The following is a 24315-nucleotide window of genomic DNA, read 5'->3' as shown; positions in this document are numbered from 1 at the left end:
ATGACAAGAAGCAGCGAGGAATTGAAACGCGAGGGGATCAGCCTTCTTGGCAACCAGGGGACGCAGTATCCGTCCACTTATACGCCATCGATATTGGAGACCTTCGAGAACAAGCATCCCTACCGGGATTACAGGGTGAAATTCAACTGTCCGGAGTTCACGAGCCTGTGCCCGATAACGGGACAGCCTGACTTTGCAACCATCTATATCGCCTACATTCCCGATTTGAAAATGGTAGAGAGCAAGTCGCTCAAGCTGTACCTGTTCAGCTTCCGCAACCATGGCGATTTCCATGAGGACTGCATCAATATTATTATGAATGATCTCATCGAGCTGATGCAGCCGCGCTATATCGAGGTGTGGGGCAAATTTACGCCACGGGGCGGAATTTCAATCGATCCTTACTGCAACTATGGCCGCCCGGGTACAAAATATGAAGGGATGGCGGAGCATCGCCTGCTCCAGCATGATCTGTATCCCGAGAAGGTGGACAACCGCTAGAAGCGGCATTCCGGCAGTCTGGGTATGCTCTGACTTCTGATGCCGCAGCGCTTCGGCGGCAGATGCGCATGTTGTGAATCCTCTTATCCGCAAACGTCAAACAGCCCGCATCCTGTTATCAGGATGCGGGCTGTTTGTGATGCGTTTGTTCAGCTGAAAAATGATCCATGTAGCGAAATATAGCCGGTCAGCCAACCTGTCACGGGGAGCGATGAACCGGCATGATTCATGTATGACCCCCGCGAGATGCGGTTGCCAACCGCACGCGTGCCCGAGCAGACCAAAACCCCCGAAAGCAGCCGCTTCGAGGGGTTTTGATCTGCAACGTTCAGCAGCGGGAAGCTTACATATACTCCGTCATGCCTTTTTCCCTCAGCATATCGACAATCTCTTTGACGGACTGGGCTCTATCCTTGGGGCAGATCAGCAGGGCATCGCCCGTGTCCGCTATGATCAGTCCGTCGATCCCGATCGTTGTTATCAGCCGGCCATTGCCGTAAATAATGGAGTTGCGGGTATCGATGCCCAGGTAATTTGCCTTGACAATATTGCCATCGTCATCGGGAGGGAAGATGGCGCCCAGCGTATCCCAGCTGCCGATGTCATTCCAGCCGAAATTGCCTGATATCACAACCACGTCAGCGCTGCGCTCGAGGATGCCGTAATCGATTGAAATATTTTGCAGCGTCGGATAAATTTCATTGAGCAATGCCGTTAACTCTTCGCCGCCCGGATGATTGCGGAGCGGCAGCATGGACTTGAACAGCCGGGGCAGAAAACGTTGAAAATGATCGATGATAACCGATGTTTTCCAGATAAACATGCCGCTGTTCCATAAATAATTGCCGGAAGCGAGATACGTCTGCGCTTTTTTGAAATTGGGCTTCTCCACAAATTCGCTGACCTCATGCACGGCGGCGGGGACGGTCATAAAAGGCTTGCTCTCGTAGCAGATATAACCGTATCCGGTGGAGGCGAAGGAAGGCTTGATGCCGATCGTAACGATCTTGTCTGTCTCCATGGCTACCGTGCAGGCTTCGTCCAGCGTCTGTCTGAACTGCGCATCATTGGTAATGTGATGATCGGACGGCAGGACAACCATGAGAGAATCGCCATGCTGCTTCTCCAGGAACAGGGCGGCATAGAGAATGCTCGCGGAGGTGTTTCGGGCAACGGGCTCAATGAGAATATTGCTCTTCAGCACACTGCTGTGCATAATGCTCTCCAATAATACCGACTGGGAGCGGTTCGTGACGATGACCGTATTTTCCTGGGGAATAATGCCCTTGAAGCGTTCAATGGTCTCATTCAGCATAATATCGTTGCCGCTGATGTTCAAAAATTGCTTGGGTGTCTCCTGTCTGGACAGCGGCCAGAATCTCGTGCCGCCTCCGCCTGCAAGTATCGTGACGAACTTATCCATAATGAGTCACCAGATGGGCGATCGAGTAGGAGATAATACTTTCTGAGCCCTGGTTAAGATTCAGGCCGCTCTCGTGAATGCCGTCATAGCAGCCTCCGGTTTGCGGGTCGATCAGGGAGACATTCAGAGAATTGTGACCGAGGTACCATTCATAGCACAAGGCCGCTTTTTTCGAATAGGAGGAATCCTCCAGGACCCCAGCCGCCTCCTTGCAGGCCAGCAGCATCTCGCAGGCTTCAATGGGCTGTTCGTCATAGGGAGCGGCTTCTCCCTCGCGGAGCTGCCAGCCGTGACTGCCGATTGGCTTAAAATACCCTTCCGGCGAGAAGGTGCGGGAGGACAGGAAGTCCAGGCTCTCCTTGGCCGTCTGCTTGAAATCGGCTCTGCCGCTGATACGGGCGGCTTTGAGCAGAGACCAAGGCAGCATGGCATTGCCATAAGTCAGGCTGTCCTCGAACCAGTTCCAGCCGCCGCCTTTATTTTGCCGGAATTGGTCCTGCAGCCGCTCCGCCATTTCCTCAATAAGCTGGGCGATATCCGAGCTTGGCAGGAACGCCTTGGCTTCGCTGCTGTTCTCCGCATAAGGATAAGGAAAGGAATAGGCACAGGCGCGCGGGGTCTCCAGCAGGAAGCTGAGTCCCACCATGGCATAGGCGCCGGCGCGGGGCGATCCGAGGGTGTGCACATGCGGCAGCGCCTGGTTGATCATGTAGCGGCAGGTGTTTTGCAGATTATCCGGTACGCAGGAATGCGATAGCGTGAAGCCAAGCGCCCACAAGGTTCTTCCCTGACAGTCCTCCGATCCCCTGTCCTCCATGAAGAAGCGGTTATAATCCATGAAGTTGCGGAAGTTGCCGTCGGGATTCTGAGCGTGGTGGATGAAGGAAATATAGGTCTGGATCAAAGCCAGAGTTTGCGGATCCTTGTGTATGCTGTACATGAGAACAGCAGCAATCAGAGCTCTGGCATTGTCGTCCGTGGTGTAGCCTTTGGAGCGGTCAGGGACGCCGAATTTGGTATGCTGGAAGATGCCCGTATCGTCGGTCAATCTGTTCATATACTGGGATTGCACTTGCGGTACGGTCTGTATATTCATCAAATCACACTCCTGTTGGATAGGGTTGCGGCGCTGGAAATGCTTTCTTCGAACAGCGCGGCATAACGTTTGGCGATTTCGCTCCACATCATCGTTGTCCCCAATTCAAGGGTGCGGGCTTCCATTTCGGTAATCAGATCAGGGTTTCCCAACAGCTGAAGGATGCAATCCTCCAGGGAGGCGGAGTCGTGGAAGCCGGCCAGGAGCCCTCTTCCGCCCGCAAGCATCTCCATGGCGTAGCGGTAAGGCGTGGAGACAATAACTCGTCCGTAACCGACTCCGTATGCCAATGTGCCGCTGACAGCCTGATCCTTCCCCAAATACGGCGTCATATAGATATCCGACATGACCAGGGATTGAATCACTTCCTCCTGTGTCAGCAATCTGTCGACGAATAGCACATTATTATTCAGCCCCAGCAATTCAACCAGTGCTGTCAGCTTCTGCCGGTATACTTCCCCGACTTCACGTTTCACCACGGGATGCGTCTTGCCCCAGATGATGTACAGGGATTCGGGATGCTTGGCGATTACACCCTGCATCGCTTCAATTCCATATTCAATCCCTTTCCCCGGACTGAGGAACCCGAAGGTAGAGAGAATTTTCCGGTCTGTGAATCCATACTGCGCTTTAAGCTCCAGTCTGGATTTCGTCTCGACATAAGGGACGCCATGATGAACAAATGCGATCTTATCCTTATCGATGCCATATATCGTATGCAAATCATGTACGGTGGATTGGGCCATCGTGACGACCCTTACACTGGTCTCAGCGAGCTTTTTCATGATGAGGCGCTGTTTGCGGCTGGGCTCGGTAAGCACGGTATGAAAAACAACCAAATAGGGAATATTTAATCTCTCAACGAATGGGAGGAGGTATTCGCCGCTTTCCCCTCCGTATATGCCAAATTCATGCTGGATGACAAGCAGATTGGTATCGGAAAGGTTGAGGAGGTCGGCAGCCTCCAGATAATCCGGCAGGCTGTGCTGATCGATTTGATGAATGACTTGTTCGCCGTATGAATAAGACTCATTGTCGTTGACCGCAATGATGCGCGGACGGTTAAAGCCCTGGATTGCTGCGAATTGGTCCAGTAAGTCCTGTGTAAATGTGGCGATGCCGCATTCCCGCGGCAAGCTGGTGCCCAGAAATACCACATTTTTACTGTTGTTTTTGTTCATACAAGAGCCTCCCCTATTTTGTGATGCATTGAAATTGGAATAAAAAAAGAAAATAAAAAGGTTCTTTATTTTCTGAAAAAGGCAGAGGTTATTTTGTTTAAATATTCGGAAAATTAAAGCGCCCATAGCTTTGGCCTATATTCAGAAGGGAAGAAAATCTTTTGCACCGAACCCGGTGATAGCCGTTTCTTCTTGAATAATTCTGAATATAAGGAAGTATAGGTTCCTTCATTATTTGCGCGAATATTTATTTAGCAAAGGGAGCAGGTGCTTAAATCGCTTCAACAAGCTGTAAAGCCGTCAAAGCAAGCCGTTTAATGCAAAATGACCGCCGTAGAGTCAGTTTCCCTTCCTATAGCCTAACATGACCATTTTTTCTTGTCAAATTATTGACGGGCCTGTGCATTCCATATATATTGTTGTAGGAGGTGCTGGAATGCCAGCCATACACAGCAATTTGAAGAGCGTCATGGAGAAACATGACCCTGATTTATCGATTCGCAAGCTTGCCAAGGATGTTAATTATCACTTTGATTCCATTCGCCGGATGTACAAGGATGAAATGGTTCAGTATCCCCGTGATCTGCTGCTGAGGCTATGTACGTATTTCAATGTCCCGCCAGGGCAGCTTATCGTCATCGAGGATTATGATCAAGGTAATGATCTTAGATATGACGGCGCTTCACATCAGGAGAAATTGAATGATCATTAACAAGATATGAATGATCACCGGGAGAATATGAATGATTATTAAAAAAACCAAGCCGGAAACCGCCAATCAGCTGTTAAAACAATTCTATGCCGTCCCGCGCGCCACCAAGGTCGAGAAGCTTATATTCTCGGGAGTCGGCGGGCGCGACGTGTATAATATTACAGCCCCGTTCCATTATGACGGGGAAGAAGTCATCATGGGCCGGGTCGAGGAGCGGGACAGCGAGTTCTCACAGGTTTTTTTCTTCACGCAGAGCGCGGATCATGTGTGGAGCCCAAGGGCACATACCCACACGTACAACTTGCAGGATCCCTGTGTGGCTCTCATCAAGAGTGAGCTGGTTTTCGGCGGCGTTGAATTGGTGACCGCCGCAGACAATCCGCGCCGGATCATCTCCTGGTGCACGCAATTTTACCGGGGCACCCATATCGATTCCCTCTGCCACTTCTCGTCCGGTCCGGCCAATATGAAGGATATCCGGCTGATTGAGCTGCTCGATGGCCGAGTCGGCGTATTCACCAGACCTCAAGGAGCCAGAGGTGGAAGAGGGCAGATCGGCTTTACCATTATCGATTCTCTGGATGAGCTCAATGAGCAAACCTTCCACAATGCGGAGATTCTCCAGGATCAATTTGTCCCTGAGGAATGGGGAGGGGCGAATGAGGCCCATTTGCTCAAGAATGGGCTGGTAGGGGTGCTGGGGCATATTGCCTGTTTCGACGAGCAAAGCCATAAGCATTACTATTCCTGTGTGTTTGCCATGAATCCCCTTACCTTGGAGAAAACGCCTTTGAAAATAATTGCCGCAAGAGGCGATTTCCCCACCGGTCCGGGAAAACGTCCGGACCTGGAGGATGTGATCTTCAGCGGAGGGCTTGTAAGGCTGGGCAATGGCCGTGCCATGCTGTCCGTAGGCGTCAGCGATGCCGAAGCCTACCGGATCGAGATACCGGATCCCTTTGCCGAATACGAATAAGAGACCGGATGTCGACCGGTCTTGGATACATAAACCAGCAAAGAAGCGAGCCGCAAACCGGGAGCCCGGGGCGGCTCGTTTTTGTGCGGGGTGACATAATTTGGACAAGTAAAAGCATATTTTTCTCCATAAGCAGGACGTTTGCCGAGGACCAGGTGGTATGATGTAGATAATGGCAATTTGTTAGTGGAATCATACATACTTTGAGGAGGATGTTTATTATGAGCGAACAGAACAAAGGAAAGTCGCTGCGCTTTGACTGGGCTTATCATTATGTCACGGTACCGCTCGCCTTGATTGTATTCATCTGGTCCATCGTTTATCTGGTGCAGGCTTTTGTTCAGGAGGATGGGCAAATCTCGCTCGCACTTTTGCTGTTCCTGTTCGCTCTCTGTCTGCTGTTTGTGGTCTCGCGGATCAGACCGTATGCGACCAGGACGCAGGACCGGATCGTGCGCATGGAGGAGCAGTTCCGTCATTACCGTCTGACCGGACGGACGCTGGACGCCAGGATTAAGCTCGCCCAGATTATCGCGCTGCGCAATGCGGGCGATGATGAATTTCCAGCGCTGTGCGAACGGGCGGCATCCGAAGGTCTGAAGGCGGCCGATATACACGCGGCGATCAGGAATTGGCGCGCGGATACGATGAGAATATAAAACACATAACAATGTCCGCATCGCTTATAAATGGCGTATTCTAGGCCTCCCTTTTCAGGAAGGCCTTTTTAGATTGTTTTCCGAAAATCTGCTAACAGACTCCTCCTGCTTGTTTATCAATTGAGTAGTAAAGTGATGATAATATTATGGATGGGGAAAAGCGAAATACGTAATCATACATTAGGGTCATTAAACTGGGGACGTTTGACGCGTTTTACGAACCAAAGCAATGGCTTGATGTATTTTCTGTCGGTGAAAGTCACCAGGCACTTTTTACGACACATGCGCACACGGTGCTTCTGGCAGCAATTGCCCAAGCAACGAAAAGAATCAAAACGGTCTTGAGTACGTCCGATCCTGCCCGAGTTTATGCTACCGATTGGCAGCCTTTGTTGGTGTTAACGAAATATTTACCTGTGAGATTTTCCAGCATAGCAGTTTCTTCTTTAGTGACGACTTCTATATCCAAGTAATGGCTGATCGGCTGAATTTGTTTGTACTTCTTTGGCTCATTATCTCGTCGGCCGTCTGGCGGATGATCTGGATGCCGTCCTCAATCTCTTTTTCATTCGTGCGAATAATGCTGAGGCGCAAGTTGTTCGCGCTTTCCACACTAGGAAGATAACAATGCATAGTAGGAAAAACATACACGTCCTTCTGACGAAGGGTCGCGGCCAGCTCCTCTGCCGCCAGATGATGGGGTAGCTCGAGTTGGGCAAATATACCGCCGGCCGATTTGCTTAGACGGAAACCCTCTTTCAAATATCGGCTACATGCCTCCTGCAGAGCCTTCATTCGAATTCCATAGCGTTCTCTCATCATGGCGGCGTGGCGCTGAAACAATCCGCTGACCAGATGAATCTCCAAAGCGGCTTGTGAAAGGGCGGCTGTGCTTAAATCGCTCGACGATTTGTACATTCGGAACAAAGTGATTAATGCTTCGGGAAGTACAGCGGCACCGAGTCGCAGGCCTGGTAGCATTATTTTGGAAAAGCTTCGGATGTAGATGACGCGGCCTGAATAATCATAGCTACAGATTGGATCAGATTTGCTGTCAGTTTCCAAGTCTGCGAGATAGTCGTCCTCCACGATATAGACATCATATTTCTCCGCCATTGATGCGATTGCTTCTTTCTCCCGACGTGACAAGCTGGTTCCGAGCGGATTGTGGTATCGGGGAACCGTATAAAAAAACTTAATGGAATTGTTTCGAAAATGCCGTTCCAGTTCATCAAGGTCAAGGCCTGATTCCGTTCGAGCAATTCCGATTGCGGTTACCCCGAGGAGGCTTATTAATTTCAACATTCCGGCATAGCAGGGCTGTTCGACCAAGATCGCCGACTTCCCATTCGGGAACGGCATGGAGGCAAGCAAGTGAAGAGCTTGTTGGGAGCCGGAGACGATGCAGATCCGTTCGGGTTCGGTAAAAATTTGAGAGGCTGCCAGGTGCTGGGATATAGCCTCGCGTAGAGATGGAAATCCGAGCGGATCACCGTATGTAAAAAGCCGATCCCCGTATAGCTGTATCGCCCGGTTCAACCCGTGCTGAATTTCTCCATAGGGGATAATACCGGGATCCGGAGCAGCCATGGCAAAATCAATCAGCCTTTCCGGCTGATCCTCGGACTTAGAGGAACGATCAATCACGTAGTGGCCGCTCTTCGGTACCGAGTATATCAGGTGTTCTTTTTCCAATTCATCGATGGCTCGGATTACGGTGTTTTTGCTGCACTCCCATTGTATACTAAGCTCTCGGATGGACGGTAATTTGTCGCCCGGCTTGATCGATCCCCTATTAATCTGTTGTTTCAGATCGTTCTTCACATTCTCGTATTTAATGATCTTTCCACTCCAATCTGTATGGGTATAGTCGCATAATAATTCATTTTTCTCTTCTGATTGTCACCACTATACTAAACATATTACGTATTGTGAACTATGGGAGGTATACAGATGGAGTGGATTCATGATTGTCTGCCTTACAGAATCAGTGACAGTATGAAAGAGCTGCAGCCGGATGTGATCTTTGCACTATTAAAGAGCAGTTATTGGGCTGCGGAACGGTCGAAAGAAACCCTTGTGAATAGCTGGAAGGAATCGCTTTGTTTCGGAGTTTACAGAGCGGATGGACTTCAAGTCGGTTTCATGCGGGTGGTAACGGATGGAGCAACTTTTTCCTGGCTGTGCGACGTGATCGTCGACACTGAACATCGCGGAAAAGGACTCGGCAAATGGATGATGGCTGTTTTGGTCGACCATCCTCGCATTCGCTATACGAATATTTATCTCAATACACAAGACGCGCATGGACTCTATGAGAAGTATGGCTTCGTACGATGGGAAACGATGGTCCGCCGTGCTGCCCGATAACCCCGAGGAATGTTTCTTTTGTACAACAAACAACAGGCAGCCCAGCTAAAAACCTTTTATTTCGAAAAAGTTGTTCCCAACGATTTTATCGGACCTTCGCCGGCTAGAATAACGGGATTTGCCATATTCTTTAATTTCACCTCAAATTCTTGTGATGGAATGATTTTTAAATACCTGAATATTAAACACACTTAATATTAAACACACAAAAACGCCAGAGGCAGCGGTCATGCACCGTCTGCTCCGGCGTTTTGTTTGCGTGCATTTCAAGCCTCGGGAATCAGCCCTTGACGGCTCCGGCTACGACGCCTTTGACAATATATTTCTGCAGGAAAATGAAGACGATGATGGACGGCAGCACGGCCATTACCATGGCGGTCATGGCATACTGCCAGTCGGACGTATACTGGCCGACGAAGGTATAGGCGGCCAGCGTCAACGTCTTGGTGGACGGCGAGCCGTTAACCATGAGCAGCGGCAGCAGGAAATCGTTCCAGATCCACATTACGTCAATAATGATGATCGTCGTCGTCACCGATTTCAGCAGCGGGAAGATCACGAGAAAGAATAATCGCAAGCCCGATGCCCCGTCAATCGTGGCGCTCTCGTCGATTTCCTTGGGAATTCCTTTGACGAAGCCATGATAAATGAACAGCGCAAGCGGAGCTCCGAAGCCCCAATACAGGATGCCGAGTCCCCATGTGCTGTCGGAAAGTTGAATCTTCCGGGCAAGCTGCAGGACGGTCAGCATAATGGACTGAAACGGAATGAGCATCGGCATAATACAGAGAAAATAAACAATGCCGCTTAATCTTGATTTTGTCCGGGCCAGCTTGTAGGAGGCGACGGAGGCAAACAGAATAATTCCGGCCAGTCCAATCACGGTAATGACCATATTGTTGAGAAATAACCGCGGGTAATTGATGAACTGCCAGACGTAAGAGTAATTGTCGAACGCCAGATGCTTCGGAAGGGCAATGACATCGGTCATGACCTCGGAGAAGCTCTTCAGGGAGTTATTGATGGCCAGGAACAAGGGATAAAGGAACAAGAGGGACAGGATGATCATTCCGATCTCCAGCGTCCAGCGGCCGGCTTTGTTGGTTTTCATTTATGCCTCAACCTCCCTGCGTTTGAAAATAGCCAATTGGATAATCGTCACAATCAGGACCGCTACGAACAGGATCAGCGCTTTGGCCGTTCCATAGCCGTACAGATTGTTCTGGAAGGTATCCCGGTAAATATCGTACGCGATACTGTAGGTCGTGCCGCCCGGTCCTCCTCCGGTCAAGGAAAGAATGACGTCGAATACCTTGATGGAGTTGGTCAACGCCATGAACACGGAAATGGTAATGGATGGCGCGAGCAGGGGCAGCGTAATGCTGAAGAACCTGCGTACGGGACCCGCTCCGTCGACGGTCGCAGCCTCCTTGAGATCGTCCGGTACGGACTGCAGCCCGGCAATATAGATAACCAGATAGAAGCCGATGGACTGCCAGATGGACACGAACAGCACGGAGATGAAGGCAAGCCCGGGCTCCCCGAGCCAGCTGAGATTAAAGATGCCCCAGCCTGTGCTTGCGCCCAGCGATTCGAAGCCCTGCATGAAAATAAATTTCCATATGAAGCCGACAATAACCAGACTCAGAATATAAGGCACGAAGAAAGCGGCTCTGAGCCAGGATGTGCTTCTCAGCTTCATGTCCAGCAGAACGGCGAGCAGAATCGCCAGCACATTCACCAGAATAATGTACAGGACCGCATATTTTACCGTGAACCAGGCGGCGCTGGTAAAGTTGGAATCCCCCATGAAGATTTGTTTGAAGTTGTCCAAGCCGATAAACGTCGGATGCTTGGAGATTCCGTTCCATTTGGTCAGGGAATAACGGATCGTCATGGCAAACGGAATATAGAATGCAACTGCGATGCATATAAGCACCGGAACTGTGAATATCCCGAATTCCAGCCGCTGGGACCACTTTTTCCCTAATCTCATTTTTTCTGATTTCATTCTTGTGCACCTCTTTTTTATACTGCTGTTCTATTTGGAAGGGGCGCTTGCCCTTGGCCTACCCGGGAACTGCGAATGAGCTATAATAATTATAAACAGCTGGTCTTGGGCAAAAGAATGGATTTAAGAAAACAGTTAGGGGTAAAAAGGTGAACTGTACTCCGCCAAAGGGGATTGCTATATGGGTAGTATTGCAAGAAAAATGGCTTATTCCATAAGCATGCTGTTCGACAAGATTTCGCGAAGGCTGGTGAATAAGCTGATCCTGCTGTTTACCTCCATCATTATCCTTGTCGTAGTGTCGCTTACGGTCATTTCGTATCAGATGCTCCAGCGGGAATCCGTTAAGAGCAGCATCGAGAGCACCTCCAACAACCTGATGCTCGTCAATCAGAATCTGGAGGATTACCTGGCCGGGATCGAGCAGCTGTCCCTGCCCCAAATCCGCTATGATGAAATAAACGGCGCGATTGTGAACGAAGCCCATGATTATGCTTCCAAGATGTATTTGGAGGATTATTTGAGAAGCTTGTATTATTCCCGCAATGATCTGGAAGCGATCTACCTGTATTTGATCGACCAGCATAAGTATTATTCCATCTCGCGGGAAAACTATAACATTATGGTCCGTGTGGGCGAGGATGCCGCTATTCCCGATCAGACATGGTACAAGCAGGCTGTGGCAAGTCCGAAGAATGAGGTTTTTCAATCGCTTGCTCTGCCTGAAACCCAAACAGGCTATGCCGTAAATCGGGAAGCCAGCTTCATGGCGTATCACCGGGTGCTTCGGTCGATTGCCACGCGGCAGCCCCAGGCGGTGCTTTCCTTTTATTTCAAATCCACCGGAATGGATGAAATTATGAAGGATATTCCGTTTAATGAGGGCGAGCATTTGTTGTTTCTGGACCCGGATAATCATGCCTTCCATGTGGATAATCCCGCCTTTTATCAAGAGGTGCAGCGCTCCAGCTGGCTTGGCCGGATCGGGGAGAGCAAGGCGGGCCAGCTGACATGGTCGGACGGAGACAGACGTTATCTGGTTGTTTATAATGTGGGCGAGCAGCAAAATTGGAGGCTGATAAAACCGATACCTTATGAGGAGATCTATGCCGCTGCGACAACCACGCGTAATCTGGGTTACGGGATCGGTCTGCTTTTTCTGCTGGTGTCGATCATTCTGGTCACGTTTCTCTCCAATGCCATCACCAAGCCGCTCAAGAAGCTTTCCCGCCAGATGAGCCTGTTCAGCAGCGGCAGCTTCGATGTGGAGGCCCAGGTGAAGGGGAGGGACGAAATTGCTTTCCTCACCCGGCATTTCAACGAAATGGTGAAGAATACCAACGATCTGATCAATGAACGGTACAAAATGAAGCTGGTGGAGAAGAACGCCATACTAAAGGCGCTGGAAGCGGAAATCAACCCGCATTTTCTCTATAATGCGCTGCAGGCGATCTCAACCAGGGCTCTGAAAAGCAGTGAATTCGAGATTGCCGATATGGTGGATGCGCTGGCTTTGACCCTGCGGTACTGCATCAGCGGCAAGGATATCGTCTATGCGAGGGAAGAGCTGAAGCATATCGAACGTTATCTGGTTTTGCAGAAGGCCAGATTCGGCACCAGACTTCATGTCGAGATCCGGTGGGATCAATCCTTGATGGAGCTGCAAATTCCGAAGCTCTCCATCCAGACGCTGGTGGAGAACTCGATCAAGCATGCGGTTGAGCGGGTTTCGGGGACCGTGACCATCATCATCCAGGCGGAGCTGACACCGACCCAGACCATTATTTCCGTGATGGATAATGGTCCGGGTATTCCGCCCGGGCGGCTGAAGCAGGTGCTGGGGTCATTCCAGAGCAGCTGGGAGGAGAGGGAGAACGACAATATCGGCCTTACGAATTTGAATACCCGCCTGAAGCTGCTGTATGGGGAAACGGCAGGTCTGGAGATCAGGACGAATAAAACCGGAACGGAAATGAGAATGGTAATAGAGGGAGGTGGCGGCAGCCGTGTACAGGGTGTTGATTATTGACGATGAGGAGCCGCTGCGCGAGGCTATCCGCATTTTGGGGGACTGGAAGAATTTTGGGGTCGAAGAAATACTGGAGGCCACGAATGGGAAGGACGGGCTTGCTCTCTTGGAGCAGCACCGGATTGACCTGGTTATGGTGGATATGAAAATGCCGGAAATGGACGGAGTCCGCTTTCTGCAAATTATTGAACGGGATTACCCGGATTTATTCGCCATTGTCATCAGCGGCTATAATGATTTTGAATATACGAGGCAGGCGATCCACGCCAAGGTCGTCGACTATTTGCTGAAGCCGGTTAACCGGACGGATTTGAATGAGGCGCTTGGCAAGGCGATCGGCGTGCTTGCGGCCAAGCGGAAAACGCAAAGCGAATTTATTACGAAGAACATTACACTCAACATGTCGCTGCCCAAGCTGAAGGAGAAGATCTATCTCTCGATCATTGAGCGCAGCTTCAAGAAGCATACGAATGAAGCCTTCCTGCCTCTGATCGGAGCGGATGATGCCGGCGGCCGGTTCGGAGCGGTTGTACTGCGGATTCTGAATCTGGAGCAAGTTCTGGCAGGAAGATTCAATGGCGATATCGGGCTGCTTCATTTTGCCGTGGCCAATGTCATCGGCGATGTGGCGGGCGATTCCGTGCAGTGCTTCAGCTTCGCAAGCCCCAAGCAGGAGCGGGAAATGATCGCTGTCTATACGATGAAGGGCGGATATCCGGAGGATGCCAGCTTCCGCAGCGCCCATCTGGCGAAGAAAACGGCAACGGCGCTGCAGCAGCTGTTCGGCATGAGCGTGGCTGCAGCCATCGGCCCGGATGGCAGCGATGTGATGCATATCGCAGACTCATATGAATCCGCCAAGGCATCCATCAATGGCGTTGATCTTCTAAAGATGAATGGGACCGTTGTAGCGGGAGCGGCAGGCAAAACGGGGGGCGGCGAGAGCCATTCCATTATGAGCCGAATGCCTCTTATCCGGGGTGCGCTGGATGCAGGGAATTTCAACCATGCCCGCAATATGCTGAGCGACTTTACGAAGCAGATGCAGGCTTCCGGCGGGTTCACCTTAGGCGAGGCGGATCGTATCCTGCATGAATTCGTCCTACTGTTGAGCGATTTGGCACTTGAGCGGGGAGCTGCTGCCAAACGCCGTCAGCCAGAAGGAGAGAATCCGCTCAGAAGTGCCGGAATCGGGACGGATTTCGTTAATTTCAGCGAGTATGAAGCGGTGCTGAACCGAATTTTGTCCTATTACAGCGATGACATCCGCCATTCCATGGCCGCCGACCGGCCATTCGATATTGCCGAGATCAAGGCGTACATCGACCATTTTTATTTTGAGGATATCAAGATCTCGATGTTTACGGAGAAATATTTCTTAAGCCGGGAGTATCTGATGAAGCTGTTCAAGCAGCAGTTCGGATACGGCATTCATGAATATGTGCAGAAGATCAGAATGGATAAAGCCAAGGAGCTGCTGAGTGATCCGGGCCTGAAAATCCAGGAGATTTCCGAGATGCTGGGCTATAAGGACAAAAATTATTTCAGCAAGGCCTTCCGGAATTATTATCAATTTTCCCCGTCGGAGTATCGTTCGAACGAAGAAGCGGATAAAAAGTAAACAGCGGCAGGACTCCACTTTTTTACCCTCAATTCATCACTTATCTGCATTCTTATCTCATTTTGAATTCTTTAGAATAAGCGGTGAAAGACGATAACACATCGAAAACGGGGGCTAAACCATGTCTAAGAAATTACTAGCGCTGTCCATCAGTATGGTGCTGCTGATCAGCGTGCTGGCGGCTTGCGGCAGCAATAATACGGCCAACAATGGCGGAGCGGCCAATAACGGCACGGAAGCCGGAGGCGGCAACGCTGCAGACGACTCCAAGCCGGTGACGATCAATATGTTCACGGCATCGCCGGAATATACCGACGCTTTTAACGCCTATATTGCGGAGTACAAGAAGGTCAAACCGAACGTCAAAATCAATCTGGAAATTATGCAGGCGGATTACAACACGGTTCTGAAATCCAAAATCGCCTCAGGCAGCACGCCGGATGTATTCCAGACGACGGCTGGCGGCGATATCGATACCTATGCGGAGTACAGCGCCGATCTGACCAATGAGCCATTGGCTGCTGCGATGACCGATGCGGTGCGCGCAAACATGTCATCTACGGACGGCAAAGTGCTGGGGCTGCCGGTGAAGGGCAATTTGTTCACCTTGGTTTACAACAAGAAGCTTCTGGCTGATGCCGGTATTACGGAAGTGCCAAAAACAACTGCCGAGATGCAGGATGCGGTTACCAAGCTGGAAGCCAAAGGCATTACGCCGTTCGCTAACGCTTATAAAGAGTGGTGGGTCTGGAAGCATGTTTTCCAGCACTATGTGGATGCTGCGGCAATGGATGCAGGTACGGATGCCAAGCAGCTTGTAGCTGACTTTATCGCGGGTAAAACAACGTTCAAAGACCATCCGGTGCTTTACAGCAACTTCTTCGATTTCATCGATCTGACGGTCAAGCATGGAACCAACAAGCCGCTTGAGCGCGACAGCAATGCCGAAGTCAGCGACTTCGCCGCAGGCAAAGCCGCATTCATGACCGGTAAAGGCGCATGGGATGAGGAAGCGATCAAGAAGATCACCCCGGATATTCAAATCGGGATCATGGGTTACCCGGTCAGCGACAAACCTGAACAATCGTTCATCATTACCGGTGCCGACCAGGCTCTGCGGATCAATAAAGATTCGCCTGTCGCAAAAGAAACAGTGGAATTCTTCAACTGGCTTTACACATCGGATTACGGGAAAAAATGGTTCTCCGACGTAGCGAAGGTTATACCTCCGATCAAGGATGCTCCAATACCGGATCTGGATATGCCGAAGCAAATGAATGAAATCTTGAAAACCGAAAAATCCGGCGATCTGTCGATCAACTACTCCCTGGATACATTCCATCAGAAATTCGGGGAAATCATGCAAGCCTACATCGGCGGCAGCAAAACCAAGGATCAAGCCGTTGATGAAATCCAAAAAGCATGGATTCAATTGGGCTCAGCCCAGTAAACGTCTGCCTGGACCGGGCACGAATGCCAGCCGGGTAAGCGTATAACGATTCTACACTTCGTAGCTCAGCGCCTTTTATCAGGTGCTGGGCTACGTTTGATAAACGGCAGATTTACATGGGGAGGCCATACTTGATGATTACCAATATTGAAGTGATGGAAAATGGACTATACCTGGTGCTTGAGGTGACGGAGCAGCTGGACGTGCGTCTGCTGCATTTTGGAAGCAGCCCTTATGATGCATCCTCCATTGATGAATCGCAAAAGCCGGGTTTCCGGCTGATGGAGCTGCAGCTGACCGGCGAGGACCGGGCTGAATATCACGGCCGTACACATCGTGCCTCTTATCCCGGGCTACGCATGCTGTATGAGACACACCGCGATTACATTGGCGGACCGGGACGGAAGCTGGAGATTGTGCTGAGAGACCCCGTAACTGCGTTGAAGGCTGAAGCGCATTTCCAGTTCTATAACGGCGTCTCTACTGTCCGGACATGGACGGTCCTGGTCAACAAGGGCAGCGGGCCTGTTGCTGTGGAGTATGTTTCATCCTTTGCGCTGACTGGTCTTGATAAGGAGGGAATTCAGGACCGGGATGAGAAAATGCGGCTTACTGTGGCCCACAACGGCTGGCAGAGCGAGCTGCAGTGGCGTACTTACACGCTTCCGGAGCTTGGCATGTCGCATCTGATCGACCGCGGCACGAAGCGGCTGGCTTACAGTAATACCGGTTCATGGTCGGCGGCTGAGCATATCCCGATGGCTGTGCTGGAGAACAGGGAAGCGGGGACGAGCCTGTTCTGGCAGATTGAGCACAACGGCTCCTGGCACTGGGAAATCGTGGACCAGTTCGACAGACTGACGGTTCTGGTCAGCGGTCCGACGGAGCATGACAACCATTGGTGGATCAAGCTTCAGCCAGGGCAGGAGTTTGTCTCGGTTCCGGTTGCCGTCGGCTCCGTACAGGGCGGATTTGAACAGGCGATCGGACAGCTGACTGCCTACAGGCGGAGAATACGCCGTCCCAATGACGATAACCGGCAGCTGCAGGTGATTTTCAATGATTATATGAACTGCTTATGGGGAAATCCGACGACAGCCAGGCTGCTTCCGCTTATTGACGCTGCCGCCGAAGTCGGCTGCGAATATTTCTGTATCGACGCGGGCTGGTATGCGGCGGGCGAGTGGTGGGACGGCGTCGGGGAATGGATGCCCTCGCCGGAACGGTTCCCCGAAGGCATCAAGTATGTGCTTGATTATATCCGGGGCAAGGGCATGATTCCCGGCTTGTGGCTGGAGCTGGAGGTTATGGGCATCAACAGTCCGAAGCTGGCCGATGCCAATGACGGCTGGTTCTTCATGCGTCATGGCAAGCGGGTCAAGGACCGCAGCCGGTATCAGCTGGATTACCGGAATCCGGAGGTGATCGCGCATGCCAATGAAGTGGTCCGGCGGCTTGTCGAGGATTACGGAGTCGGCTACATCAAGATGGACTACAATATCAATGCCGGAATCGGAACGGAGACCGGAGCGGACAGCTTCGGCGACGGTCTGCTGCAGCATAACCGGGCTTATCTTGCCTGGCTGGACAGTATATTCGCCCGTTATCCCGAGCTCGTGATCGAGAACTGCTCCAGCGGCGGCATGCGGATGGATTATGCGATGCTCAGCCGGTACAGTATTCAATCCACCAGCGATCAGGAGGACTTCAGGAAATATGCGGCCATCGCAGCAGGATCGCCGGCGGCGCTGACGCCCGAGCAGTCGGCCATCTGGTCCTATCCGCTGCGGGAAGGCGATGATGAAGAGGTTATTTTCAACATGGTCAATGCGCTGCTGCTCCGCATCCATCAAAGCGGCCATCTGGCCGAATTAAGCCCAAGGCGGAGGGAACTGGTCAAGGAGGCGCTTGATTACTACAAGACGATCCGTCAGGATATTCCGGAAGCCTTGCCATTCTGGCCTCTGGGACTACCCGGGCACAAGGACGATTGGGTCAGCTTCGGACTCAAGGCGGATAGCCGGATTTATCTGGCAGTCTGGCGTCTTGGCGGCGATTCGACGCAGGTGCTGCTCCCCCTTCCCGGGCTTCAGGGCCAAGAGCTTGAGGTGCGCTGCGCGTACCCGGCCGGGCATGATTGCAGCTGGAAATGGAGCGCCCGTGAAGCCCTGCTTAATGTCCGGATGCCGGGTGCGAATACGGCGAGGCTGTTTGAAATTCATATCAAGACCCCGTAATGGGCGGCAAAGGAATTGCTGACTTACGTGGTGGCTGAGAGCCAAAATTTTTAATTGCACCCGAAGGGTGTCTCCAGTAAGGAAATTCCTTCCTCCAGTTATTCCAACCATAGGAGTTGACTCTGCAAGCAGGAAAAACCTTGCTGCATTACTGATTTGACTCCTGCCAAGCCCAAACAGAGCCTCTAATAAGGAAATTCCTTTTTACAGCCATTCCTGCATGGCGAGCAGGTCTGCAAGCAGGAAAAACCTTGCTGGAGAGTTGAGCTTGATCGTCATGTTCAAACAGAACCTCCAGCCCTGAACGCAAGGGCAGCTTAACGGCTGCCTTTTTTGCTGTTTCAAAAAAGATTTGTAATGGGAACATGTGTTTGGTATTATGATATAGGGCACTTGAGGGGAGAGTCTGTATCGGAGCTGCGCGATGGCTTTCTTTTTCCAATACATAGACTTGTATGAAACTAACCTGTAAACTTACTGTGTATGTCTATTGTTATTTCCGAAAAGGGGTGAACGCCTTGTCTTTTGTGACACGGCTGCAGTGGTTTTTTAAAACAAGATGGACCAGCTATGCGATTGCTATCGGCCTGATGACAGCTGTCAGCCTGCTGACAACCATACCGCCCAAGATGATTGGGAATACCATCGATCATATCCGTCAGGAGAATCTGACCTCGGCAGGCCTTAACCAGACGGTTTTGCTGCTTGTCGGACTCGCCTTGCTCTTATACGGCATGGTATACATATGGATTACTACCTTGTTCGGCAATTCGGCGCTTATCGAGAAGCTGCTGCGCGGGCGGCTTCTGGCCCATTTGACGAAAATGACGCCGGCCTTCTTCCAGCGCAACAGCACCGGGCAGCTGATGGCGCTTGCGACCAATGACATTCTCGCGATCGGACAAACATCGGGTTACGGTGTCATGACGCTTGTGAACACCTTGGTAGGCGCTTCTGTCGTTATCGTGACCATGATCTCCTTTATCAGCTTCAAATTAATGCTTGCGGCGCTCATTCCGCTGCCTTTTCTTGTGATCGTGATCAGCTCGCTCGGGAAGAAGGTAAGAACCCGGTTTCTTGAGGCGCAGGCCTCCTTCGGCAAAATGAACGAGCATGCGCTGGAGTCCATCTCCGGCATTCGCGTCATCCGCTCCTATGTGCAGGAAGACCACGATCTGAATGCCTTCGATACGATGACCTCCGAGGTCAGGGACAAGAACAAGCGGGTATCCATCCTTAATGCGCTCTTTCAGCCTCTGATTTCGCTGATTGTCGGCGTCAGCTATTCCATTGGCATCGGTTACGGCTCCTATCTTGTTTTTGAAGGCGAAATTTCATTGGGCCAATTGATTTCATTCAATATTTATCTGGGCATGCTCATCTGGCCGATGATCTCATTCGGAGAATTTATTAACGTCCTGCAGCGCGGCAGCGCTTCGGCGGACCGCGTGGAAACCGCGCTGGCGCAGAAAGCGGATTTGCAGGATCCGGAAGCTCCGGTGGCTCTGGCTATCCCGTCCCGGATCGAAATGAGAGGTCTCAGCTTCACCTATCCAACAGCCAACCATGCAAGTCTCAGCAATATTTCCTTCCGGCTGGAACGGGGGGAGACGCTGGGGATTGTAGGGAAGACCGGCAGCGGGAAAAGTACGCTGCTCAAGCAGCTGCTCCGTCAATATCCCGTGGATGACGCCCGGCTGTTCATCTCGGATATTCCCGTCGAACAGATCGCCCTGGAACAAATGAAGTCCTGGGTTGCCTACGTACCGCAGGAGCATCTGCTGCTGTCCAAGTCCATCCAGGAGAACATCGCCCTGGGCAAACCGGATGCGACGCTTGCGGAAGTGGAGAGAGCGGTTGAAATGGCCTCCTTCACCTCCGATATCGCCCAGATGCCGGAGGGTCTCGGCACCATAGTCGGGGAGAATGGCGTGATGCTTTCCGGCGGCCAGAAGCAGCGGCTTGCAATTGCCCGGGCGCTGCTCGTCGATTCGGAGATTCTGCTGCTTGATGATTCATTATCGGCGGTGGATGCCCGGACGGAGAACCGCATTCTTCATCATATCCGCAAGGCGCGCGCAGGCCGGACCACGATCATTACGACTCACCGGCTGTCTGCCGTCAGTCATGCCAACTGGATTCTGGTACTGGAGGACGGAAGGATACTGGAGGAAGGCACGCATCAGGAATTGATGCTGCTTGGCGGCTGGTACAAAGAGCAGTGGGAACGTCAGCAGATGGAAGCCAGCCTTGAAGAGTAAGATAAACGATAAGCAGCGTATCAGGCTGAGATTGGAGATATGCTTCACGGCTGGACGATTTATAACCTTGCGGTCAGGCGTCCAGGGAAGCTTGCACAAAAAAGCTCAGGAGGGCTATTTGAATGTCCAAACCATCTACAACGAGACGACTATTCGCGTATGCGCTCGTTTATAAATTCAGAATTATCGGCGCTTTGCTCATTTTATGCTGTTCCGTAGGCGCTGAGCTCGGCGGACCTTTCATTACGAAGACTATTATTGATAAATATCTCACCCCCGGCACAGAAGATCTGAGATCCGTCCTTCTGCTCCTTGGGGGTTATATGGGACTGCTGCTCATCGCCAGCGTCGGCAATTTCTCGCAGGCTTATATCCTGCAGGCGACGGCGCTGCAAATTATCAAAAATATGCGCATGGATCTGATGCGGCATATCCAGCGGATTCCCTTGCGCTATTACGATAATACGCCCATCGGGCAGGTTGTATCGAGAATAGCCAATGACACGGAGGCTATCCGCGATTTGTTCATGAGCTTCATGGCGACCTTTGTCGTAAGCATGGTGCAGCTGACGGGGATTTTCGTAGCCTTGTTCATACTGGATGCGCGCCTGGCGCTGTACTGCCTGCTGCTGCCGCCGATCTTTGTGGTCATCATGATTGTCCATTTGAAATACTCCAAAATTTTTATCACGATTATGCGGGCCCGTCTCAGCGATATGAATGCCATGATTAACGAATCCATCGTCGTTATGCCGATTATCCAGGCTTTTCGCCGCGAGAAAGTGACCCTTGAGGAATTCGAGGAACTTAATGAAGACCGCTATGTGAACCAGATCAAGCAGTTCCGGATTTTTTCCCTGTCTTCACGGAATATCGTGGGCACGATCGGCAGTCTGGTAACCGCGCTGGTGATTTATTACTTTGGCCGCGATGCCCTGCAGGCTACAATTGCCTTTGGGGTGTTCTATGCATTTATCGATTATTTGGGACGGATTTTTCAGCCGATCATCGGGATTTTCGATCAATTGACGAATGCGCAGCGGGCCTTTGTTTCCGCCGATAAAGTATTTGCGATTATGGATCTGGAGGGCATGGAGGTAGAGAAGACCGCTGACGTAAGCCGTCCGGAGGGCGTGGTGAAGTTCGATAACGTAACCTTTGCCTACAAAGAAGGGGAGGATGTGCTGAAGCAAATTTCCTTCGAGGCCCGAAAAGGAGAGACAGTGGCGCTTGTCGGCCATACCGGCTCAGGTAAGAGCTCCATTATCAACCTGCTTCTGGGATTCTATGAACCCGGCCATGGCCTTATTACCGTCGATGGACGCGATATCACGACGTTCTCCAAGCAGGCGCTGCGCAAGCATATGGGGATTGTTCTGCAGGATCCATACTTGTTCGCAGGGGATATCAAATTCAATGTCAGTCTCTATAATGATGAAATTTCACTTGACCAGGTGAAGAGCGCGCTGCGTGATGTAGGGGCGGCGCCCTTTATCGAGCAGCTGCCTCACGGTTATGACGAGCAGGTGGTAGAGCGGGGAAGCACGCTGTCCTCCGGACAGCGTCAGCTGATCTCTTTTGCCAGGGCGCTCGCATTCGATCCTGCCATTCTGATTCTGGATGAAGCGACAGCCAGTATTGACAGCGAGACCGAGGGTCTTATCCAGCGGGCGTTGAAGGTAGTCAGTGAAGGGCGGACAACCTTAATCATTGCCCACAGGCTGTCAACGATTCGCGAGGCCGATCAAATTCTGGTGCTGCACCGCGGCGAAATCGTCGAGAGGGGCAACCACGATGAGCTGATGGCCCTCGGAGGCCGCTATTTCAAAATGTATCAGCTGCAAAAAGGGGAGAAGGCCTCTTAGCCCGGTCAGGATGCAGAGTCTTACGGCGGGTGACCGCTTGTCCGCTTTAGCTATTTGATTTGATCGGAGTAAGAATGTATAAGGTCTCCGGGCTATTATCAGGCTGAATGATTATAGGGTTCCACTTCCCGGAGAACTTTACGATTACCTGACGGCTGCCCATCGACCGCAGAATATCCATCATATACTTGCCATTAAAAAATATGGTGATCTCGTCGCCATTCAGCGCATTCACAATAAGCTCTTCACTGACATCCCCGATTTCCGTCGTTTTGGAGAAGAGCAGTATTGTGTTTTGTCTTATAATGGACAATCTGACGACATGGCTTTTATCTGCGAGCAGACAAACACGCTCCAAGGCCTGCAGAAACATGGCGGAATTCACCATCAAAACCGTAGTGACTGCCTTGCTGGTCAGATTAGCCGGTATGGGATATTTCCCTTCGAGGAGAGAAGACTGCATTTGAAGGTTATGGGTTCTGAAGAGAATGCTTCGATCTCCAACGCTGATATCCGTCCTTGACTGCTCATCCTGCAGCATTTTCGAATAATCCAGCAAATGTTTCCCGGGGATTACGATGGATACAGAATCCTTGATCAGGGATGCTGAAGCCGCATTCGTCACCTGCGAAGCAAGCCGTACGCCATCAGTAGCCAGCAGCCGCAGCTGCTCCCCTTCGACTGTAAAAGACACGCCTGTCAGGATAGGCCTGAATTCCGAAACGGAGACAGCGAAGGCAACCTGCTTAATAAGCCTCGTCAGAACAGAACTTTGCAAACTGATTTTATTGGACCGGCTGTCACCTGCCATACGCGGATATTCCTCGGCGTTCATGCCGGACAAATGATAGACCGAAGTATCCGAGCGGATACTGACGATCAGGCTGTTATCGCACTCCAATGTGACCATGGAAGATGGGCAATGCCGGATAATATCTATAAAATAAAGTGCGGGTATGACGACGCTTCCGCCCAACTCAACGATAATCCGATTGTCATCCGATGGCAGCTCATATTGCAGCATCATGCTGGTATTGCTGGCACTGAGCCGTAATCTCTGCGAATCGGCTTGCAGCAGAATTCCGGACAGTAAGGGTATTATGCTCCTGGACGATATTGCAGGAGCAACATGATGCAATGCATGAATTAATAATTTCTGACTCACCTTAACCAGCAAGCGGAATCACTCCCTCACTTCTTTCTCATGAAAATGAGCTTCCAGGATTTCACGAAGCAGTTCAGATCTCGACTTATCCAGCTCGCTGCATTGGTTTTCAATCTCCTGCCATGCTTCTTTAGATAGGGTAAGGGAGATTTTTTTGGTTTCGCCGATTGCCTTTCTTCCGGCACCTTCCCTGGGACCGCCTCTGGGAAACATCATGGATAATTGGCCTTCTTGACGGGGAACGCCCAGCTTCACTTTCTTTGTTGTCATCAGCAATACATCCTCTAATTGAAATAGGTTACCTTAATCAATATTGGTATAAATTAACCTTACCATATATTCTCTTCCATTGACAATAGGGTAGCCTCCATCTGTAATATAAGGACAGATATCCTTTCTAGGGAGGTACAGACTTGGAGCTATTCACGCAGCGCGTCATTGAGATAATTAAAAGCATCCCGGCAGGATACGTCATGAGCTACGGGCAAATCGCGGAAGCAGCCGGAAGCCCGAGAGGCGCCAGGCAGGTCGTGCGAATTCTGCATTCTATGAGCAAAGCACATGAGCTTCCATGGCACAGAGTTGTCAATAGACTGGGGGAAATTGCTGTACAGCAGGATGAATCCCGTTTTCTGCAAAAGCTGTATTTGCAGGAAGAAGGCGTTCCCTTCGATGGCGAGGGACGGGTTCGGCTGGAGATCTGCCGGCATTATCCTACTGAGGGTCATGAAGAACAGGAGTCGCCATCAGATTAACAA

The 24315-nt window shown here is 51.1% G+C and carries 20 protein-coding genes; 12 read left to right on the top strand and 8 right to left on the bottom strand.

Going from position 1 to position 24315, the window contains the following annotated elements; all coding sequences use genetic code 11:
- Complete coding sequence (gene queF / locus AC0YOA_RS24935; protein WP_210039206.1) at positions 1-501, top strand: preQ(1) synthase; 501 nt, start codon at positions 1-3, stop codon at positions 499-501.
- Positions 502-844: 343 nt separating this feature from the next.
- On the opposite strand, the gene AC0YOA_RS24930 is transcribed toward queF, so the two are convergent.
- From AC0YOA_RS24930 to AC0YOA_RS24920, 3 genes are read right to left on the bottom strand one after another with little or no spacing between them, the layout of a single operon-like run.
- Positions 845-1924: a mannose-1-phosphate guanylyltransferase gene (locus AC0YOA_RS24930; RefSeq protein ID WP_210039205.1), complete on the bottom strand. Its 1080-nt coding sequence runs from the start codon at positions 1922-1924 to the stop codon at positions 845-847.
- Positions 1917-3020 carry a glycosyltransferase gene (locus tag AC0YOA_RS24925; RefSeq protein WP_475769461.1) on the bottom strand — a complete coding sequence of 368 codons (1104 nt, stop codon included), beginning with the start codon at positions 3018-3020 and terminating at the stop codon, positions 1917-1919. Before AC0YOA_RS24925 ends, AC0YOA_RS24930 begins: the two co-directional genes overlap by 8 nt.
- Positions 3020-4201, bottom strand: coding sequence for a glycosyltransferase family 4 protein (locus AC0YOA_RS24920; protein ID WP_475788926.1), 1182 nt, complete (start codon positions 4199-4201; stop codon positions 3020-3022). Before AC0YOA_RS24920 ends, AC0YOA_RS24925 begins: the two co-directional genes overlap by 1 nt.
- 436 nt (positions 4202-4637) lie before the next feature.
- On the opposite strand from AC0YOA_RS24920, the gene AC0YOA_RS24915 reads away from it, so the two are divergent.
- From AC0YOA_RS24915 to AC0YOA_RS24905, 3 genes are all read left to right on the top strand, one after another.
- Positions 4638-4913, top strand: a complete 276-nt coding sequence (locus AC0YOA_RS24915) for a helix-turn-helix domain-containing protein (RefSeq protein ID WP_475788925.1) — start codon at positions 4638-4640, stop codon at positions 4911-4913.
- A 31-nt stretch (positions 4914-4944) separates the two neighbouring features.
- Positions 4945-5889, top strand: coding sequence for a DUF1861 family protein (locus AC0YOA_RS24910; protein ID WP_475788924.1), 945 nt, complete (start codon positions 4945-4947; stop codon positions 5887-5889).
- A gap of 221 nt (positions 5890-6110) precedes the next feature.
- Entirely contained in the window at positions 6111-6548 is a 438-nt protein-coding gene (locus tag AC0YOA_RS24905; RefSeq protein ID WP_475788923.1) for a DUF6526 family protein, read from the top strand.
- Positions 6549-7007: 459 nt separating this feature from the next.
- Here AC0YOA_RS24905 and AC0YOA_RS24900 read toward each other — a convergent pair whose 3' ends face one another.
- Entirely contained in the window at positions 7008-8372 is a 1365-nt protein-coding gene (locus tag AC0YOA_RS24900) for an aminotransferase-like domain-containing protein (protein WP_475788922.1), read from the bottom strand.
- 129 nt (positions 8373-8501) lie between these two features.
- On the opposite strand from AC0YOA_RS24900, the gene AC0YOA_RS24895 reads away from it, so the two are divergent.
- Positions 8502-8918: a GNAT family N-acetyltransferase gene (locus AC0YOA_RS24895; RefSeq protein ID WP_475788921.1), complete on the top strand. Its 417-nt coding sequence runs from the start codon at positions 8502-8504 to the stop codon at positions 8916-8918.
- A gap of 280 nt (positions 8919-9198) precedes the next feature.
- Here the strand turns inward: AC0YOA_RS24895 and AC0YOA_RS24890 are convergent, their stop codons facing one another.
- Together AC0YOA_RS24890 and AC0YOA_RS24885 are read right to left on the bottom strand one after the other, a co-directional pair.
- Entirely contained in the window at positions 9199-10029 is an 831-nt protein-coding gene (locus AC0YOA_RS24890; protein ID WP_475788920.1) for a carbohydrate ABC transporter permease, read from the bottom strand.
- Positions 10030-10929, bottom strand: coding sequence for a carbohydrate ABC transporter permease (locus AC0YOA_RS24885; RefSeq protein ID WP_379114410.1), 900 nt, complete (start codon positions 10927-10929; stop codon positions 10030-10032). It abuts the gene before it with no gap.
- 181 nt (positions 10930-11110) lie between these two features.
- Between AC0YOA_RS24885 and AC0YOA_RS24880 the strand changes: the two genes are divergently transcribed.
- The 6 genes from AC0YOA_RS24880 to AC0YOA_RS24855 all read left to right on the top strand — a co-directional run bounded on the left by AC0YOA_RS24880 (position 11111) and on the right by AC0YOA_RS24855 (position 22392).
- Positions 11111-12958 carry a sensor histidine kinase gene (locus AC0YOA_RS24880; RefSeq protein ID WP_475788919.1) on the top strand — a complete coding sequence of 616 codons (1848 nt, stop codon included), beginning with the start codon at positions 11111-11113 and terminating at the stop codon, positions 12956-12958.
- On the top strand, positions 12936-14579 hold the full coding sequence (locus AC0YOA_RS24875; RefSeq protein ID WP_475788918.1) for a response regulator transcription factor: 1644 nt from the start codon (positions 12936-12938) through the stop codon (positions 14577-14579). Before AC0YOA_RS24880 ends, AC0YOA_RS24875 begins: the two co-directional genes overlap by 23 nt.
- Positions 14580-14700: 121 nt before the next feature.
- A complete protein-coding gene (locus AC0YOA_RS24870) occupies positions 14701-16029 on the top strand; it encodes an ABC transporter substrate-binding protein (RefSeq protein ID WP_475788917.1) in 1329 nt (442 codons plus the stop codon).
- A 134-nt stretch (positions 16030-16163) separates the two neighbouring features.
- Complete coding sequence (locus AC0YOA_RS24865) at positions 16164-18266, top strand: glycoside hydrolase family 36 protein (protein ID WP_475788916.1); 2103 nt, start codon at positions 16164-16166, stop codon at positions 18264-18266.
- A 518-nt stretch (positions 18267-18784) separates the two neighbouring features.
- On the top strand, positions 18785-20527 hold the full coding sequence (locus AC0YOA_RS24860; RefSeq protein ID WP_475788915.1) for an ABC transporter ATP-binding protein: 1743 nt from the start codon (positions 18785-18787) through the stop codon (positions 20525-20527).
- Between the two features lie 122 nt (positions 20528-20649).
- Positions 20650-22392 carry an ABC transporter ATP-binding protein gene (locus AC0YOA_RS24855; protein ID WP_475788914.1) on the top strand — a complete coding sequence of 581 codons (1743 nt, stop codon included), beginning with the start codon at positions 20650-20652 and terminating at the stop codon, positions 22390-22392.
- Positions 22393-22438: 46 nt separating this feature from the next.
- Here AC0YOA_RS24855 and dnaN read toward each other — a convergent pair whose 3' ends face one another.
- Together dnaN and AC0YOA_RS24845 are read right to left on the bottom strand one after the other, a co-directional pair.
- Positions 22439-23557, bottom strand: coding sequence for a DNA polymerase III subunit beta (gene dnaN / locus AC0YOA_RS24850; RefSeq protein WP_475788987.1), 1119 nt, complete (start codon positions 23555-23557; stop codon positions 22439-22441).
- Between the two features lie 18 nt (positions 23558-23575).
- Positions 23576-23827, bottom strand: coding sequence for a hypothetical protein (locus AC0YOA_RS24845; protein ID WP_475788913.1), 252 nt, complete (start codon positions 23825-23827; stop codon positions 23576-23578).
- Positions 23828-23970: 143 nt separating this feature from the next.
- Here AC0YOA_RS24845 and AC0YOA_RS24840 point away from each other — a divergent pair, with 143 nt between their 5' ends.
- Entirely contained in the window at positions 23971-24312 is a 342-nt protein-coding gene (locus AC0YOA_RS24840; RefSeq protein ID WP_475788912.1) for an MGMT family protein, read from the top strand.
- Positions 24313-24315 lie beyond the last annotated feature (3 nt).

The organism is Paenibacillus sp. JT22N12 (genome assembly GCF_056269365.1).
Note: the sequence above shows the minus strand (reverse complement) of the source record. Positions and strands in the feature narration are given on the sequence as shown.

Bases quoted from the DNA above. Each gene is read 5' to 3' on its own strand.
- queF (WP_210039206.1), top strand. From the start codon at position 1: ATGACAAGAAGCAGCGAGGAATTGAAACGCGAGGGGATCAGCCTTCTT.
- AC0YOA_RS24930 (WP_210039205.1), bottom strand. From the start codon at position 1,924: ATGGATAAGTTCGTCACGATACTTGCAGGCGGAGGCGGCACGAGATTC.
- AC0YOA_RS24925 (WP_475769461.1), bottom strand. From the start codon at position 3,020: ATGAATATACAGACCGTACCGCAAGTGCAATCCCAGTATATGAACAGA.
- AC0YOA_RS24920 (WP_475788926.1), bottom strand. From the start codon at position 4,201: ATGAACAAAAACAACAGTAAAAATGTGGTATTTCTGGGCACCAGCTTG.
- AC0YOA_RS24915 (WP_475788925.1), top strand. From the start codon at position 4,638: ATGCCAGCCATACACAGCAATTTGAAGAGCGTCATGGAGAAACATGAC.
- AC0YOA_RS24910 (WP_475788924.1), top strand. From the start codon at position 4,945: ATGATTATTAAAAAAACCAAGCCGGAAACCGCCAATCAGCTGTTAAAA.
- AC0YOA_RS24905 (WP_475788923.1), top strand. From the start codon at position 6,111: ATGAGCGAACAGAACAAAGGAAAGTCGCTGCGCTTTGACTGGGCTTAT.
- AC0YOA_RS24895 (WP_475788921.1), top strand. From the start codon at position 8,502: ATGGAGTGGATTCATGATTGTCTGCCTTACAGAATCAGTGACAGTATG.
- AC0YOA_RS24890 (WP_475788920.1), bottom strand. From the start codon at position 10,029: ATGAAAACCAACAAAGCCGGCCGCTGGACGCTGGAGATCGGAATGATC.
- AC0YOA_RS24885 (WP_379114410.1), bottom strand. From the start codon at position 10,929: ATGAAATCAGAAAAAATGAGATTAGGGAAAAAGTGGTCCCAGCGGCTG.
- AC0YOA_RS24880 (WP_475788919.1), top strand. From the start codon at position 11,111: ATGGGTAGTATTGCAAGAAAAATGGCTTATTCCATAAGCATGCTGTTC.
- AC0YOA_RS24870 (WP_475788917.1), top strand. From the start codon at position 14,701: ATGTCTAAGAAATTACTAGCGCTGTCCATCAGTATGGTGCTGCTGATC.
- AC0YOA_RS24865 (WP_475788916.1), top strand. From the start codon at position 16,164: ATGATTACCAATATTGAAGTGATGGAAAATGGACTATACCTGGTGCTT.
- AC0YOA_RS24855 (WP_475788914.1), top strand. From the start codon at position 20,650: ATGTCCAAACCATCTACAACGAGACGACTATTCGCGTATGCGCTCGTT.
- AC0YOA_RS24845 (WP_475788913.1), bottom strand. From the start codon at position 23,827: ATGACAACAAAGAAAGTGAAGCTGGGCGTTCCCCGTCAAGAAGGCCAA.